The organism is Microbacterium sp. cf046 (genome assembly GCF_900114345.1).
GTDB lineage: Bacteria > Actinomycetota > Actinomycetes > Actinomycetales > Microbacteriaceae > Microbacterium.
The window spans coordinates 1,174,928-1,189,811 of sequence record NZ_FOZJ01000003.1 but is presented as its reverse complement, the minus strand read 5'-3'; the positions used below and the strand labels follow the sequence as shown (position 1 = coordinate 1,189,811).

Sequence of the window (14,884 nt, the reverse complement as noted above, 5' to 3'; positions counted from 1 at the left end):
GCTACTCTTTCCCTTCGTGATTGTGGAGCTGTTCGATCCGCCCTGCGAGGAAGCTCCACGTCCTCCAGAACTCTTCGAGCTGTTCGCGACCGCGCGCGTTGAGCGAGTAGACCTTGCGCGGCGGGCCCTTCTCGGACGGGACCTTCTCCACGTCGACGAAGCCCCGCTGCTCGATGCGCACGAGCAGCGCGTACACCGTTCCTTCGACGAGATCCGAGAATCCCTGGTCGCGCAGTCGTGCGGTGATCTCGTATCCGTACGCGGAACGCCCGGCCAGCACCGCGAGGACGATGCCCTCGAGCGTGCCCTTGAGCATCTCGGTCATCTGACTGCCCATCACTCACCTCCCATCTACTCTGTGTTGCTGACTACCAGTAGACGGTAACACTAAGTACCGGTAGATAGCAACACTGAATACCGATGGATGTTCCGAGATGCTCCGCGCACGCCGAGACCCCGGCGCGACGGATCGCACCGGGGTCGGGTGGAGCGTGTGGGCGGCCGGCTCAGGGAGGGGCGGTCACCCAGCGGAGGTCAGCTGATCGCGTCGACCGCCGCGTGGATCGCGGCGAGTGTCGCCTCCGGCTTGGAGATCATCGACACGTGGGATGCGTCGACTTCGGTGACGGTCGCGCCGGCGCGCTGCGCCATCCGGCGCTGGACGTCGATCGGGATGACCAGGTCGTCGGTGCCGAGCACCGCCCAGCTGGGGATGCCCTTCCACGCGGGGGCCGCCGAGGGCGTGACGTTCGCGACGAAGGATGCCGGCCGCTGCGTGGCGACGATCGTCCACCGGTCGGCCTCCGGCAGGTCCTGGGCGAAGAAGCGGTGCACGGTGTCGGGCTTGAGGAACGCCTCGGCGGCTCCCTCGGGAGCACCGGGATAGCCTGCGACGTCGAGGACGGTGGTGGGGTCGGCGACCGCGAGCGCGGACGTCGATCCGTCGAGGATTCCGACGACCGTCTCCCCCTCGTCGGGGATGAATGCATCGACGTAGACGAGGGCCTTCACGTCTCCGCCGTGTGCCCCGGCATTCGTGATGACGGCGCCGCCGTACGAGTGGCCGACCAGGACGACGGGTCCGCTCGTGCGCTGGGCGAGGAACGATGCGATGTACGCGGCATCGGAGGTGAGTCCGCGGAGCTCGTTCGGCGGCGCGAGGACTTCGAACCCCTCCGCCTGGAGGGGAACGCTGATGGCGTTCCAACTGGATGCGTCAGCCCACGCGCCGTGGACGAGGACGATGGTCGGCTTACTGGTTTCTGGCATTCGACTTCCCTTTGGTCATGCCGCGGATTCGCGGCTCGCTGTGGTGCGGTCGCGTCCCTGCTGTGCCAGACGCTCAGCGCCACGATAGGGCGCGCCCGGCCCGCGACGCTAGATCGATCGGGTGAACATCTGGCCATCGACCTCGCGGCTCCGTCACACTGGACCTGCCGCGACCGACGGCGCGCTCGGAGGACGCACGCTCATGAAGTATCTGATTCTGATCAACAGCAATCCCGCGGTGGTGGACATGTTCGCCGGGATGACCGAGGACGAGCGCAGGGCGCAGTTCCAGATCTACTGGGATGTCGAGAACGATCTCGAGGAATCGGGTGAGCTCGTCGACTCCACGGCGATCGATGAGGCCACCCAGCGCGCGGTGCGTCGCGGCGACGACGGCGTGGTCGTCACCGATGTGCCCCCACCCACGACGGGCTCGGTGGTCACGGGCTACTACCTCGTCGATGTGGATGACGAGGCGCGGGCCGTCGAGATCGCGGCGCGGTTCCCCGAGGCCGTCGTCGACGGCGGCATCCGCGTCGCACGCGCGCTGACGCAGGAGGACTTCGACGCGATCGGGATGTGACGCTCGCCGCTTCGCGATCTGCCCCGGTCAAAGAAGGTAGGCGTCGACCATGAGCGGTCCGCGGATGTCGCGGAACGCGTCGAGCAGGCGGTCCACACCGCGCTTGCCCACCGACGCCAGTTGCAGGTCGTGGGGCCCGAGTGGTTCGAGCTTGCCGGTGCGGACCCGAACGACCTCCCAGTGCGCCGCCCGGAGTGCGCGGTCTTTGCGCCGATCGGCATCCTCCCGCTTGCCGACGTGCTCGAGCCCGAACCGCCCGGTGCTGTCGTACTCGACCGCGATGCGCAGCTCCGGCAGCAGGATGTCGGGCCACACCTCGACGTGGTCGAAGAACGGCCGGCTCACCTTCACGGCGTTGCAGCCCGGAGTGACGCCGAGCCGGGCGAAGAGATCTGCCCGAAGCTGCGCCTCGACCGCGGATGCCGGTCGCGGAGCGCACTCGCTGACGAACGGCTCCCCCACCGGCAGCGCCGGGGTCTTCTCGCAGAGCGTCCGCGTCGGACGGGCCCGAGGTGGCCGGGTGGTCCCGGACGGGCGGATGCGCGGAGGCTTCGCGAGCTGGGCGCATTCGGGGCACCACGCTGAACGCCGCCGCTCGCGACCCGGGCGGTCGCGCTGCTCGGACGGGGTCGCCACGAACAGATGCCCCGACTCGCACTGCCACACCAGCAGCACGTCGGCTGCGGGCGGGATCTGCGTCAGGGTGATGCCGGCGTTGAGCTCGGGGTGGTACTGCCGGATGAGCATCGGGAACGGCGCCCACGCCTCCCGGTACGTGCCCACGGCGTACGGGACGTCGGCGCCCCGCGAGAACTGCCGGCGCGCCCACCACGCCTCCACCCGCTCTGCCATGGCGGCACGGTACGCCGGACCACCCACATCGCGGCCGGGCCGGGTGGGGCGACGGACGGGCTACCAGGTGGAGACGTACTCCGAGGTCTGCAGCTGCGCCGCCTGTTCGATCAGCGGCAGTCCGCGGCCGACGGCCTGCGCGATGCGCTGCTCGGCCGATGGGCTGCGCAGCTCGTACCCGTCGAAGTCGGCGGTGCTGGCGTAGACGCCGAGCGGGAGGGTGATCGCCTGGAAGAAGCCGAACAGTGGCCGAAGCTGGTGCTCGATGATCAGGGCGTGGCGCTCGCCGCCGCCGGTGGCGCCGAGGAGGACGGGCTGACCGACGAGGGCGTACTGGTCGACGAAGTCGAAGAGGTGCTTGAACAGGCCCGTGAACGAGGCTCGGTAGACGGGGCTCGCGACCACGAGCAGGTCGGCGTTCTCGATGGCGCGAAGAGCGTCCAGGACATCGGGGCCGAGCTCGTCGCGGCGGAGTGCGCCGGCCAGCGACGGGCCGATCTCGGCGATCTCGATCAGGCGCGATTCGATGCGGGCCTGGCGGCCGACCTCGTCGATGATCGCGGAGACCAGCGCCGTGGTCTTGCTCGGTGCGTGCAGCGACCCGGACACGCCGACGACCTTCAGCGGAGCGCGCAGGGTCGGCGGCGCGATCGGGGAATCGAGGTCGGAGGCGATCGTGGTCATGAGGCGACGCTACGTCGATCCGACCGCTTGGGCGCGTGCCGGCGAAACCGGGCGTCATATGGGCGTCACGGCGCGTAACGGTGGCCGCCGCCGGGATTCGGTCGGAGATAGCGTGACAGTCCGACGCGGTACCGCACCGCCGGTGCCGTGAAGGGACACAGTCATGAGCGACTTCTTCGATCGCGAGGGCGACCGCGCCTACACGCGTGTGTACAAGGCCGAGACCCCCGACATCCTGAAGGCGTGGGCCGAGTTCGACGGTGCGGTGTTCGCCTCGGAGGGTCGCGCGATCCCCCTGAAGTTCCGCGAGCTGATCGCGCTCGCGGTCGGGATCACGACGCAGTGCGCGTACTGCATCGACGGGCACACGCAGAAGGCGGTGCGCGCCGGCGCGACCGAGGCAGAGCTCGCCGAGACCGCGTGGGTCGCGACCGCGATCCGCGCGGGCGGCGGCTTCGCGCACGGGCGCCTCGCGTTCAAGTTCGCCGAGGACGCCCTGGCTCCGGCTCACCAGCACTGAGTCGCTCGGGCGCCGCTGTCGACCGCGCCCGGCTGGTCAGAGGCTGCTGCCGGGATTCAGGATTCCGCGCGGGTCGAACAGCTCCTTGAGGCGCAGCTGCAGCGCGTGCACGTCCGGCCCGAGCTCGCGCTGCGCCCACAGCCGCTTCAGCCGGCCGACGCCGTGCTCCGCCGTAATGGTCCCTCCGAGCTCGAGCGCGAGCGCGAAGATACGATCCGCCGCACGCAGCGCCGGTGCCGGCACCGGATCGTCTGGTGCGCCGCGCTCGGTCACGATGATCGGATGGAGGTTGCCGTCGCCGGCGTGACCGAAGACGAAGATGCGGACCTCCTCCTCTCGGGCGATGCCGGCGATCCGCTCGACCGCCTCCGCCAGGCGCCTTCTGGGCACGGCGATGTCCTCGATCAGCGGTCGCCCGATCGCCTCCAGCGCGGGCAGGGCACGTCGTCGCGCGAACAGCAGCGATGCGGATGCCGCTGCATCCGTCGCCGTCTCCAACAGCGAGACGAGCGGCGCAATCGCCGCGGTCACGACGTCGAGCTCCTCCTCGGCGCCGAACCCGTCGGTCTGGATCACCAGGAGCGCATCGCCGCGTTCGCGCAGGCTCGTCCCCTCCAGGTCGTCGATCGCCGCGAGGGTCGGCCCGTCGATGATCTCGAGCACGGCCGGTCGCGCGCCGGAGCGTGTGATCGCGGTCACCGCGCGGGCGGCCGCTCCGATGCCGGCGAAGTACGCCGCGGCCGTCGCGGTCCGCGCAGGGCGCGGGATCAGCCGCACGGTGGCGCCCACGATCACGCCAAGGGTTCCCTCGGAACCCGTGAACAGCCCGACCAGGTCGTACCCGGTAACGCCCTTGATCGTGTCCCGACCGACGCGGATGAGCGTCCCGTCGGCCAGCACGACATCGAGTGCCAGGACGTGGTCGCGGGTCACGCCGTACTTCGCGCCGCGCAGTCCGCCCGCGTTCGTGGCGATGTTGCCGCCGATCGTCGAGATGCCGACGCTGCCCGGATCGGGCGCGTACATCAGGCGATGAACGGATGCCGCGGCATCCAGGTCCGCGGTGATCACACCGGGCTCGACCCGCGCGAGCTGTTCGTCCTGATCGAGGTGGAGGATGCGGTCGAGTGAGGACAGATCGAGCACGATCGCGCCTTCGACCCCCACCGCACCGGCGGCCAGGCCGGACCCGGCGCCTCGCGCGATCACCGGCGTCGCGGTGCGGTGCGCCCAGGCGAGCAGGCTCTGGATGTCGGCGACGTCGCGCGGCCGGACCACCCCGCCGGGATCCGTCGCCGGCCACCCCGACCTGTCGGTGGATGCCGCGCGCAGCACGTCGGCACCGGTGAGCACCTCTGCGAGCGATGCGTGCGCGCTCATGCGCGCAACCGCTCGCGCGTGAGAGATCCCGACGCGAACTCCGGCGGCAGCGTCACCTCTCCCGGGCGCCCGCCGCGAGCCGCGAGCGCGCCGAGCTCTCGGGCGACGGCGGCGTTGAGCGGCGCATCCACGCCGTGCAGCCGCGCGATCAGTGCGATCTCTCCGCTGAGGAAGTCGACCTCGCTGGAGGCCCCGCGGGCGAAGCTCTGCCACGTCGACAGGTGCCCCGGCTCGTGCCCCGGGACGTCGGCGACCTCGATGCGGGGCGCATCCCATGGCGGGGGTGCGACCGGGAGTCGCGCCCCATCGAACACGCGACGCGCCTCCTCGGCGAGCGCCGCCTCGGCGTGCTCCTGCTGCTCTTCGGTCGCACGGAACACGTCGACGACGTTGCGGAGGTTGGCGATGAGCTTGCGCCGCTTGGCCGCCGCGATGTCGGGCTCGATCAGCGCGGCGAATCCGGCCCGCGCGAATGCGCCGCGGTGCCGCTCCTCCTCGCCGGGCAGCGACGACGGGTAGCCGCCGATCCAGGCCACCCCGACCACCGGCTTCGCGGGAGAGACCACGACCCCCGGTTCGAGGTGGCTCGCCGGGATGCCGATCGACACTCCGATCACCCGGTCGAATCGGCGCAGCGCCGCGTCCTCGCTCGCGAGGCCGTTCTGGAGGGTGAGGATCGGCAGGTCGGCCACGACGCCTGCGCCGTCGCCGAGCCGGACCCATGCGATCTGCGCGATGGCGGACTCAGCATCCTGCGATTTGACGGCCAGCACGACCGTGTCCGACCGAAGCGGATCGGCCTCGGCGATCGACTCGACGACATCCACGGGGATCACCTCATCGCCTTCGGGGCGACGCACGCGCACCCCTCGGCGGCGGATCGCCTCGTACGCGCGCCCACGCGCGACCAGCGTGACCGGGACCTTGGCGATGGTCCACTGTGCGGCCAGGAGTGCCCCGAGGGCTCCTGCGCCGACGACGATGTAGCGACTCATGCGACTGCCTCCCGAAGGGTGCGGCCCGGGACGGCATCCAGCAGCGCCCGGGTGTATTCGTGTTCCGGTGCGCTCAGCACTCGGGCGGCCGTGCCGCGCTCGAGCACCCGGCCGCCTCGGACGACCGCGACCTCGTGCGCGACCTGTGCGACGACGCCGAGGTCGTGGGAGACGAGCACGTAGCCCACCCCCAGATCGGCCTGGAGCCGCGCCAGGAGCCGCAGCACCTGATCCTGCACGGAGACGTCCAGGGCCGAGACCGGCTCGTCGAGGTACAGCAGCTCGGGCTCGACGGCGAGCGCCCGCGCGATCGCGGCGCGCTGCCGCTGCCCGCCCGACAGCTCCGACGGGCGCCGGTCGGCGGCATCCGCCGGCAGTGCGACGAGGTCGAGCAGCTCCGCGACGCGGGCTCGGCGGGTGCGCCGCGACCCGATGCCGAACGAGACGAGCGGCTCGGCGACACTGCGCCCGATCGTGAACCGCGGATCCAGCGAGGCGAACGGGTTCTGCTGCACGAGCTGGAACCGGCGCCGAAGCGGTCGCGCCTCACGCCACCCGAGACGCGTGATGTCGCTGCCGTCGAAGACGACCCGGCCCTCGGTGGGCTTCTCGAGTCCCAGGGCGATGCGCAGCAGGGTCGTCTTGCCGGAGCCGGACTCCCCCACGATCGCGAGCGTGCGACCCGAGTGCGCCTCGAGGCTCACCCTATCCACAGCGCGCAGGGCCGGGGATGCCGCGCCTCGCGGCAGCGGGAAGTCCTTGGTGACCGCCTCCCAGCGGAGGAGCACCGGGGTGGCAGCCTCCGGCTTTCGCGGCGGCACGACCGACACGAGGCCTGGCGCCGCGGTGACCAGGCGCTTCGTGTACGAGTGCTCGGGAGCGGCAAGCACCTCGACCGCCGGTCCGTGCTCGACGACCAGCCCGTCCTGCAGGACCACCACCCGATCCGCGCGATCGGCCGCGACGCCGAGATCGTGCGTGATGATCACGAGGGCGATGCCGCGCTCGCGGACCAGGGCGTCGAGGTGGTCGAGGATGCGACGCTGCACGGTGACATCCAGGGCGCTGGTCGGCTCGTCGGCAACGATCACGTCCGGGTCGCCGGCCAGCGCGATCGCGATGAGCACCCGCTGGCGGAGCCCCCCGGACAGCTCGTGCGGGTACTGCTGCGCGCGGGCGACGGGATCGTCGATGCCGGCCTGCTCGAGCGCCTCGACGACCGCGGCATCCACGTACGGCTTCGGGACGCCGCGCAGCCGCACGGCCTCGGCGACCTGGTGACCGATCCGGTGCGTGGGGTTGAGCGAGACCGTCGGATCCTGCGGGACGAGCCCCACGATCCGCCCGCGGATGCCGCGCGCGATCCGCTCCGAGGCGCCGGCGAGTTCGACACCCGCGACCTTCGCCGATCCGGCGACCACGTGGCCGGTGTGCGGAAGGAGGCCCAGCAGGGCCAGGGCGGCCGTGCTCTTGCCCGACCCGGACTCCCCCACGATCGCCACCCGCTCTCCGCGGGCGACCCGGAGGTCGATTCCGCGCAGTGCGTGCGACACGCGGCCGTCGCGGCGGTAGTCGACAGCGAGTCCGCGGATGTCGATGATGGGGTCCGTCTGACCGGCGCTCATCGCTGGACCTCTTCCAGGCTCTTGGCCAGATGGTTGAGGCTCAGCACGACCAACGCGACGAACAGGCCGGGCAGCAGCGACACCCACGGTGCGGTGATCAGGAAGTTCCGCCCGTTCGAGATCAGGGTCCCCCACTCCGCCGCGGGCGGAGCCGCGCCGAACCCGAGGAAGCTGAGGGCTGCGACCGCGAGGATCGCGGCGCCGAAGTCGAGCACCGCGAGCACCGCGACCGGACCCCACGAGTTCGGCAGCACGTGCGTGAGCAGGATGCGGCCCCACGATGCACCGCCGGATCGGGCGGCCTCGATGTACGGCAGGGTCTTCACGCGCAGCACCTCCGCCCGGGTCGTGCGGGCGAAGCCGGGCACGATCCCGATCCCCACCGCGACGGCCACGGGAATCGTGCCGAATCCGAGGGCCGTCACGATCGCGAGCGCGAGCAGCAGCCCAGGGATCGCGAGGAACACGTCGACGACGCGCATCGTGACCGAGTCGACCCCGCCGCCGACGAAGCCCGCGAGCACGCCGAGCGTGAGGCCGGCGACGAGCGCGATGCCGATCGCCAGCACGGTCGCCGCGATCGTGAGGGTCGAGCCGTGGACGACGCGCGAATACAGATCGCGGCCGAGGTCATCGGTGCCGAACCAGTGCGCGATGCTCGGCGGCTGCAGGCGGGATGCGGGGGCGGTCGCCGTGGGGTCGTAGGTGGCGAACAGCGACGGGGCGACCGCGCACGCGATGGCGAAGGCGACGATCGCAATCGCGACGATCACCCCAGGGCGCCGGAGCAGTCCCGCCGCCGGTCCGCGTTCGCGAGGCCGCGAGGTCGATTCGAGGAGAGGCAGCGCCGCCGCGCTCGCCTCCGGCACGGGTGGGGCAAGGATGGCGGGCTTCTCGAGCACATCGGTCATGCGCGGCTCACTCTCGGCGTTCGGGCGATCCGGGGATCGAGGAGCGGATAGAGCAGGTCGACGATCAGGTTGACGACGACGAACGCGGCGGCCGCGAGCACGACGATCGCCTGCACGACCGGGATGTCCTGGGCGAGCACGGACTCCTGGGCGAGCCGGCCCACGCCGTTGCGCGAGAACACGGTCTCGACCACGATCGACCCGGTGACGGTCGCGCCGACGAGCAGGCCCAGGATCGTCAGCGTCGGCAGCGCCGCGTTGCGGAAGGCATGGCGCACCTGCACGGCGAACCGGCTGAGACCCTTGGCGCGAGCGGTGGCGATGTACCCCTCCCCGAGCGTGTCGTCGAAGCTGCGGGTGAGCACCTGCGCGAGCACGGCCGCGGTCGGGATCGCCATCGTCACGGCGGGCAGCACCACGCTCTGCCAGCCTTCGCTGCCCATCGCCGGGAACCAGCCGAGCGTGAAGGCGAACACCTGGATCAGCAGCAGGCCGATCCAGAAGTTGGGGACGCTCACTCCGACCGCGGGCACGCGGCGGAGCAGATCGGCGAGGCGACCGCGCGGCAGCCAGGTGGCGATGAACGCCGTCGCCACTCCGAGGACCAGGGCGAGTGCGATCGCGATCACACTGAGCGCGAGTGTGCCGGGGAGGCGCTGCGCCAGCAGTTCGGTGACCGGGATGCCCTTGGCGAAGGACACTCCGAAGTCGCCGCGCAGCGCCGCCCCGAGCATGCCGAGGTACTGCTCCCAGAGGGGGCGGTCCAGCCCGAGTCGGGCTGCGGCCACCTCCCTCTCCTGCGGCGTGAGCGAGTCGACCTCGATGTTGTTGGCCGACAGCATCAGGGCGACGGGGTCACCCGGCAGCAGGTAGAGGATCGCGAAGGTCACCGTGTAGGCGGCCCACAGCACCAGGACGGCCTGGCCGATCCTCTGGAGCACATACCTCGTCATGGGTTACTCCGAGCTCTTCCAGATGTCGTAGTACGACAGGAACGACTCGCTCGTGAAGCGGAATCCGTTCACGCCCGGTGCCGTCGCGGCCAGCTGGACGCGCTCGAAGATCGGGAACGAGACTCCGTCGGCGATCAGCAGCTCCTGCAGGTCCGCGTAGATCGCACCTCTCGCCTCGGCATCCGACTCCTTCAGCCCCGCGTCGAAGAGCGCCTGGATCTCCGCGGCAGTCTCGGGGGTCTGGGCGTTCTTGGCGAACGCCTTCGATCCGGCGTACCGCTCGTCGAGGATCCACGCCAGCACACCGGGATCGGCGCGCGTGTAGTAGGTCGCGAGCAGGTCGTACTCACCGTTCGCCGTGATCGCGGCACGATCTGCGGGCTGGTAGACGCTGAGCTTCAGCTCGATGCCGACCTGCTTGAGCTGATCCTGCAGGAGCACGTCACCGGGGGTCTCCGCGGTGATCGGTGCCACCAGCGTCAGCGTCTGCCCGTCGCGGGTGCGGTAGGTCGCGCCGTCCTCGAGCACCCAGCCGGCCTCGTCGAGGATCTCCGCCGCCTTCTCGGGGTCGTAGGCGAGCGCATCCGCCTGGCTGGCGAAGAACGGCGTGGTCGTGTCGAACGGCCCCTCGACGACGGGATAGTCCGCGCCGTAGATCGTGGCGGCGTAGGTCTCGCGGTCGATGGAGACCTGCAGCGCGTCGCGCACGGCCTTCTCCGACAGCGGGTGCCCGTCGCTCACGTTGGGGTAGTACGCCGACGACGGTCCCGGCAGGGAGCGGCTCTCGATCGTGGCTCCGCTGCTCTCCAGCAGGGCGCGATCCTCGGGCGTGAACGGGTTGCGCGGCCACGCGATGTCGCTCGCCCCGCTGGCGAGATCACCCACGCGCACGCTGTCCTCCGCGACGTAGTTGATGTGCACCGCATCCAGGTACGCGTCGCCCTGGTGGGCGTTGAGCGAGCTTGCCCACGCGTACCCCTCGCGCTTGGAGAGGTCGATGCCCTCGGCCGGCGTGTACTGATCGAGGACGAACGGCCCGGAGCCGATGACGTTGCCGAGGCAGCGCTCTTCGGGTGTCGCCGCGTACGACGATGCCGACAGAATCGCCAGGTTCGTCGTCGAGGTCCCCTGCAGGAACGCGGCGTTCGGCGTCGAGAAGTTCACCTGCACGGTGTCGTCGTCGACGGCCTCGCTGGACGCGTAGCCCGAGACGTACACGCCGCCGTAGGCGCCTGGCACGGCGGCGAGCGTGGCCTTCGCGCTCTCCAGCGCGGTGACGACCGAGTCCGCGGTGAACGCGGTCCCGTCGCTGAAGGTGACGTCATCGCGGAGGTTGAAGGTGTACGTCAGCCCGTCGGGACTGACCTCCCAGTCGGTCGCGAGCCACGGCACGATCTCGCCGGTCTCGGGGTCCTGGTCGGTCAGCGAGTCGGCCACGTTGCGGATCACCTGGCGGTGCTCGATCCAGTAGGTCTGGAACGGGTCGACGCACGAGAACGCTGCGTTGTCGGGCCAGAACTCGATGGTCAGCTCGCCGCCGGCGACCGGGTCGCCCTCGGGCGCGGTGGTGGCGGCGCCTCCCGCGGTTCCGGCGCATCCCGCCATCATGAGGACGGATGCCGCGGCCAGCGCGGCAAGCGCAGGGGTTCGGTATCGGTGGATCGTGCTCATGGTGGGTGGTGCCTCTCTGTTGTGTGGTGCGGTTCTGTGGTGCGGACTAGAAGGCGGTCGTTGAGCGAGGGCGCGAAGCGACCCAGACGAAACGCGGCGAGCTGTGCTTCACGTCGATCGAGGCGTTTCGTCTCGCTGCGCTCGCTCAACGACCGGACTCAGCAGGAGCGAGCGTCCGGCGGCGACGAGCGCGGCGTCGTCCTGCGGCGGATGCGGCCGGGCGCAGAGCACGTCGCGGAGGTGCCGCTCGAACGGAAGGCTGCGGGTCAGGCCCGGGTTGCCGATCGCGGCGACCAGGCCCTGCACGACGGCGATCGCGCCGCGCGAGGTGAGCAGCTTGACCAGGCTGAGGGAGGCAGCATCCGCTCTTCCTTCGTCCGCCTGCGCCGCGACGGCGCTCAGGACGAGTTCGGCCTGCACGATCTGGGCCTGCGCCTCGCCGGCGACGGACTGGATGCGCTCCAGCGTCGCGATCGGCCGGCCGAGTGAGGTGGGGATGCGGTCGCGGGTGAACTCCGTGAACGCGGCGAGCGCGGCCTTGGCGACGCCCACGTACAGCGACGGCACCGCGAGGGCGATCGCGCCGGGGATGCTGCCGTTGTTCGGCACCGTCCCCACGGGCGCGCCGTTGAAGTTCTCGAACGGCACGCGCACGTCGTCGTAGATGACGTCGTGCGTGGAGCTCGCCCGCATGCCGAGGTGGTCCCACGTGCGTTCGATCCGGATGCCGGGGTCGTCGCCCGGCACGATCACGTGGCCGACGCGCTGATCGGTCTCGTCGGTCACAACCCACACGAGGTGGTACGCCAGACCTTCGGAGCCGGTCGCGAAGCCTTTGCGCCCCGAGACCGACCAGCCGTCCGCGGTGCGGCGGGCTGTCGTGGCCGGCAGTCCGCCCCGCGCGGGCGCGCCGAGCTCGGGCTCGGCCCGCACCGCGTTCAGCAGCGTCGGGCGCTCGGCCGACTCGCGGAGCACGTCGGCATAGAGGCTCGCGGGCCACGGCTGCGCGAGGGCCTGGAACGCGTGCTGGGCGACGGTCATCGCAGTGATGAGTGCGACCGAGGGGTCGCCCTGCCCGAGCGCCAGGAACACGTCGACGGTCTCCCTCGCCGAGAGCCCGCGCCCACCGTCGCGTTCGGCGACCGATGCGGTGAGCAGACCGGCTTCGTGCACCGCCTGGATGCCCGGCCACGGGAACGACGCGTCCGCGTCGTGCGCCGGCGCGTGCGCCGCGAGCGTCGCCGTCACGTTCTGCAGGGACTCCGCGTCGAGACGGACCTCCCTGAGGTCCGCGGCGGCGACGGCGCTCACGCGCGGACGCCTTCGACGATGGGAGGCTGCGCCACGATCGCGCCGCGCTCTCCCGTGCTCGCGCGGTGCGCGAGCTCCTCGCGCACGAGCGGGAGGACGTGGCGGCCGTAGTCGATCGCGTCGTTGAGGTTGTCGTACCCGCGGATCGAGATGAGCTCGGCACCGAGGTCGACGTAGTCGAGGATCGCCGCGGCAACGGTCTCGTAACTGCCGACGAGCGCCGTTGATGCGCCCTGCGCGTTCGTGACGGCTGCGGGCTTGGTCCAGAGGGCTCGGTCGTGCAGTTCGCCGCGGGCGGCGGCATCCAGCAGTCGCTGCGATCCGACGTTCTGCGGGGCGCCGGTCTGCCCGCGGAACGGCACCAGACCCGCGTTCGCGTAGTTCTCGGCGAGGGTGGCGATCTGGCTGTGCGCCTTCTCCCACGCGAGCTCGTCGGTCGCGGCGACGATCGGCCGGAAGGTCACCCAGATGCGCGGGGTGTCGCTGCGTCCGGCGATGGCCGCGTTCTCGGCGACGCGGGCGATCTGGTCGCGGGTGTCGGCGAGCGGCTCACCCCAGAGGCCGAAGATGTCGCCGAGCGCGCCGCCGACTCGGTATGCGGCATCCGATGAGCCACCGACCGAGATCGGGATCTCGCGGTACGGCTGGAAGCCGGGGCCGAAGTCCTCGAAGCGGTAGTACGTTCCCTCGTGGCTGAACGGCGCGCTCTCGTTCCAGGAGCGACGGACGATCTCGATCCACTCCGCCGACCGGTCGTACCGCTCGTCCTTGTTCAGGAAGTCGCCCTGGCGCGCCTGCTCGGCGTCGCTGCCGCCCGAGATGATGTGCACCACGGCGCGGCCGTTCGAGAACTGGTCCAGCGTGGCGAGCTGCTGTGCGGCGACCGTGGGGAACACGGTGTTGGGGCGCACGGCGACGATCGGCTTGATCGTCTCGGTGACGGCGGCGACCGCGGTGGCGACGACGAACGAGTCGGCTCCCGAGCTGCCGTACGGCACGAGGGTGTAGTCGAACCCGGCGTCCTCGAGGGTGCGGGCGTAGTGGCGCAGATAGTCGGGGTCCAGCCCCCGCCCGGGGAGCGGGTTGAGCTCGTCGCCGGGGCGGATGTTGACGGCGCTGATGAATTCGACGGTCATGACTGCTCCTTCTGGGTGGCGGACGCCAGGGCGCCCGCCGGGTCGGATCCGGTCGCGACCGGACGATCGAGGTGGTTCGACCACTGGCTCCAGGAGCCGGGGTAGAGGGTCGGGCGATAGCCCGCGATGGTGAGGGCGACGAACGCGTGGGATGCCGTGACCCCTGAGCCGCAGTAGACGCCGACCGGCTCGCCGTCGACGACGCCGAGGTCGGCGAACTCGCGGCGCAGCGTCTCGGGATCGAGGAAGCGGCCGTCGGCGCCGACGTTCGCCCCGGTGAAGCGGTTGAGGGCGCCGGGCACGTGGCCGGCGCGCGGGTCGATCGGCTCGACGTCGCCCCGGTAGCGCTCCGCCGCCCGGACGTCGATGAGCACCCCCGTGGTCGCGAGCTCCGCGGCCTCATCGATGTCGGCCTTCGCGAGGTGACCGCCGGCGAGGGTGACCGTCCCGGCGACCGGAGCGACATCGCCCGTCTGCAGCGGGTGTCCGGCATCCGTCCATGCCCTCAGCGAGCCGTCCAGGATGCGCACGTCGGCGATCCCTCCGTCGGCGAGCAGCCACCATGCGCGCGCGGCGGAGAGCGACTTGAGGTCGTCGTAGACCACCACGGTTTCGCCGTCGTTGAGTCCCCAGCGCCGTGCCGCTGCCTGCAGACGCTGCGTCGAGGGAAGCGGATGCCGCCCGTCGGTCGGCGCGCCGTGCTCGGCGAGCTCGGTGTCGAGGTCGACGTATACCGCTCCGGGGATATGGCCGTCGAGGAACTCCGGGCGCCCGTCGGGGCGATCCAGTCGCCAGCGCACGTCGAGGACGCGCACGGCGGGAACGGCAGAGAGGAGGCCGGCGAGTTCGTCGGCGGAGATGAGGATGCGGGACACGATGTTCCTTCTGGAGTCGGCGGACGTCGAGCACCGGGCACGAAGAGTGCCGGTGCGGGCAGATGCTGCGCGGTGCGCCCTCAGCGCATCGACGCGCTGGGGGCGGATGTCGTCCGACA

The 14,884-nt window shown here is 71.1% G+C and carries 15 protein-coding genes; 2 read left to right on the top strand and 13 right to left on the bottom strand.

Annotated features, from left to right (window positions below; all coding sequences use genetic code 11):
• Nucleotide 1: 1 nt before the first annotated feature.
• Together BM349_RS17935 and BM349_RS17930 are read right to left on the bottom strand one after the other, a co-directional pair.
• The gene (locus BM349_RS17935) at nucleotides 2-337 is read right to left on the bottom strand and encodes a PadR family transcriptional regulator (RefSeq protein ID WP_091708998.1); all 336 of its coding nucleotides are present in this window, start codon (nucleotides 335-337) and stop codon (nucleotides 2-4) included.
• A gap of 197 nt (nucleotides 338-534) precedes the next feature.
• Entirely contained in the window at nucleotides 535-1,269 is a 735-nt protein-coding gene (locus tag BM349_RS17930; RefSeq protein WP_091708995.1) for an alpha/beta fold hydrolase, read from the bottom strand.
• 202 nt (nucleotides 1,270-1,471) lie between these two features.
• Between BM349_RS17930 and BM349_RS17925 the strand changes: the two genes are divergently transcribed.
• Entirely contained in the window at nucleotides 1,472-1,852 is a 381-nt protein-coding gene (locus BM349_RS17925; RefSeq protein ID WP_139230984.1) for a YciI family protein, read from the top strand.
• 27 nt (nucleotides 1,853-1,879) lie between these two features.
• Here BM349_RS17925 and BM349_RS17920 read toward each other — a convergent pair whose 3' ends face one another.
• Both BM349_RS17920 and msuE read right to left on the bottom strand, forming a co-directional pair.
• On the bottom strand, nucleotides 1,880-2,704 hold the full coding sequence (locus tag BM349_RS17920) for a zinc-ribbon domain-containing protein (RefSeq protein ID WP_091708990.1): 825 nt from the start codon (nucleotides 2,702-2,704) through the stop codon (nucleotides 1,880-1,882).
• A gap of 60 nt (nucleotides 2,705-2,764) precedes the next feature.
• Nucleotides 2,765-3,388, bottom strand: a complete 624-nt coding sequence (gene msuE / locus BM349_RS17915; protein WP_217645697.1) for an FMN reductase — start codon at nucleotides 3,386-3,388, stop codon at nucleotides 2,765-2,767.
• Nucleotides 3,389-3,551: 163 nt separating this feature from the next.
• Between msuE and BM349_RS17910 the strand changes: the two genes are divergently transcribed.
• Nucleotides 3,552-3,908 (top strand): carboxymuconolactone decarboxylase family protein, encoded by a 357-nt coding sequence (locus BM349_RS17910; protein ID WP_091708988.1) that lies wholly within the window; start codon nucleotides 3,552-3,554, stop codon nucleotides 3,906-3,908.
• Between the two features lie 36 nt (nucleotides 3,909-3,944).
• On the opposite strand, the gene BM349_RS17905 is transcribed toward BM349_RS17910, so the two are convergent.
• From BM349_RS17905 to BM349_RS17865, 9 genes are all read right to left on the bottom strand, one after another.
• Nucleotides 3,945-5,288: an FAD-binding oxidoreductase gene (locus BM349_RS17905; RefSeq protein WP_091708986.1), complete on the bottom strand. Its 1,344-nt coding sequence runs from the start codon at nucleotides 5,286-5,288 to the stop codon at nucleotides 3,945-3,947.
• The gene (locus BM349_RS17900; RefSeq protein ID WP_091708984.1) at nucleotides 5,285-6,283 is read right to left on the bottom strand and encodes a ketopantoate reductase family protein; all 999 of its coding nucleotides are present in this window, start codon (nucleotides 6,281-6,283) and stop codon (nucleotides 5,285-5,287) included. The genes BM349_RS17905 and BM349_RS17900 overlap by 4 nt, the downstream gene beginning before the upstream one ends.
• Nucleotides 6,280-7,908, bottom strand: coding sequence for a dipeptide ABC transporter ATP-binding protein (locus BM349_RS17895; RefSeq protein ID WP_091708981.1), 1,629 nt, complete (start codon nucleotides 7,906-7,908; stop codon nucleotides 6,280-6,282). The genes BM349_RS17900 and BM349_RS17895 overlap by 4 nt, the downstream gene beginning before the upstream one ends.
• Nucleotides 7,905-8,819: an ABC transporter permease gene (locus tag BM349_RS17890; RefSeq protein WP_091708978.1), complete on the bottom strand. Its 915-nt coding sequence runs from the start codon at nucleotides 8,817-8,819 to the stop codon at nucleotides 7,905-7,907. The genes BM349_RS17895 and BM349_RS17890 overlap by 4 nt, the downstream gene beginning before the upstream one ends.
• The gene (locus BM349_RS17885; protein WP_091708975.1) at nucleotides 8,816-9,772 is read right to left on the bottom strand and encodes an ABC transporter permease; all 957 of its coding nucleotides are present in this window, start codon (nucleotides 9,770-9,772) and stop codon (nucleotides 8,816-8,818) included. Before BM349_RS17885 ends, BM349_RS17890 begins: the two co-directional genes overlap by 4 nt.
• A 3-nt stretch (nucleotides 9,773-9,775) precedes the next feature.
• Nucleotides 9,776-11,443 carry an ABC transporter substrate-binding protein gene (locus BM349_RS17880; protein WP_091708973.1) on the bottom strand — a complete coding sequence of 556 codons (1,668 nt, stop codon included), beginning with the start codon at nucleotides 11,441-11,443 and terminating at the stop codon, nucleotides 9,776-9,778.
• A gap of 108 nt (nucleotides 11,444-11,551) precedes the next feature.
• On the bottom strand, nucleotides 11,552-12,754 hold the full coding sequence (locus BM349_RS17875) for an acyl-CoA dehydrogenase family protein (RefSeq protein ID WP_091708970.1): 1,203 nt from the start codon (nucleotides 12,752-12,754) through the stop codon (nucleotides 11,552-11,554).
• A complete protein-coding gene (locus tag BM349_RS17870) occupies nucleotides 12,751-13,890 on the bottom strand; it encodes an LLM class flavin-dependent oxidoreductase (RefSeq protein WP_091708967.1) in 1,140 nt (379 codons plus the stop codon). The genes BM349_RS17875 and BM349_RS17870 overlap by 4 nt, the downstream gene beginning before the upstream one ends.
• On the bottom strand, nucleotides 13,887-14,765 hold the full coding sequence (locus BM349_RS17865; RefSeq protein WP_254773994.1) for a sulfurtransferase: 879 nt from the start codon (nucleotides 14,763-14,765) through the stop codon (nucleotides 13,887-13,889). Before BM349_RS17865 ends, BM349_RS17870 begins: the two co-directional genes overlap by 4 nt.
• Between the last annotated feature and the right edge of the window lie 119 nt (nucleotides 14,766-14,884).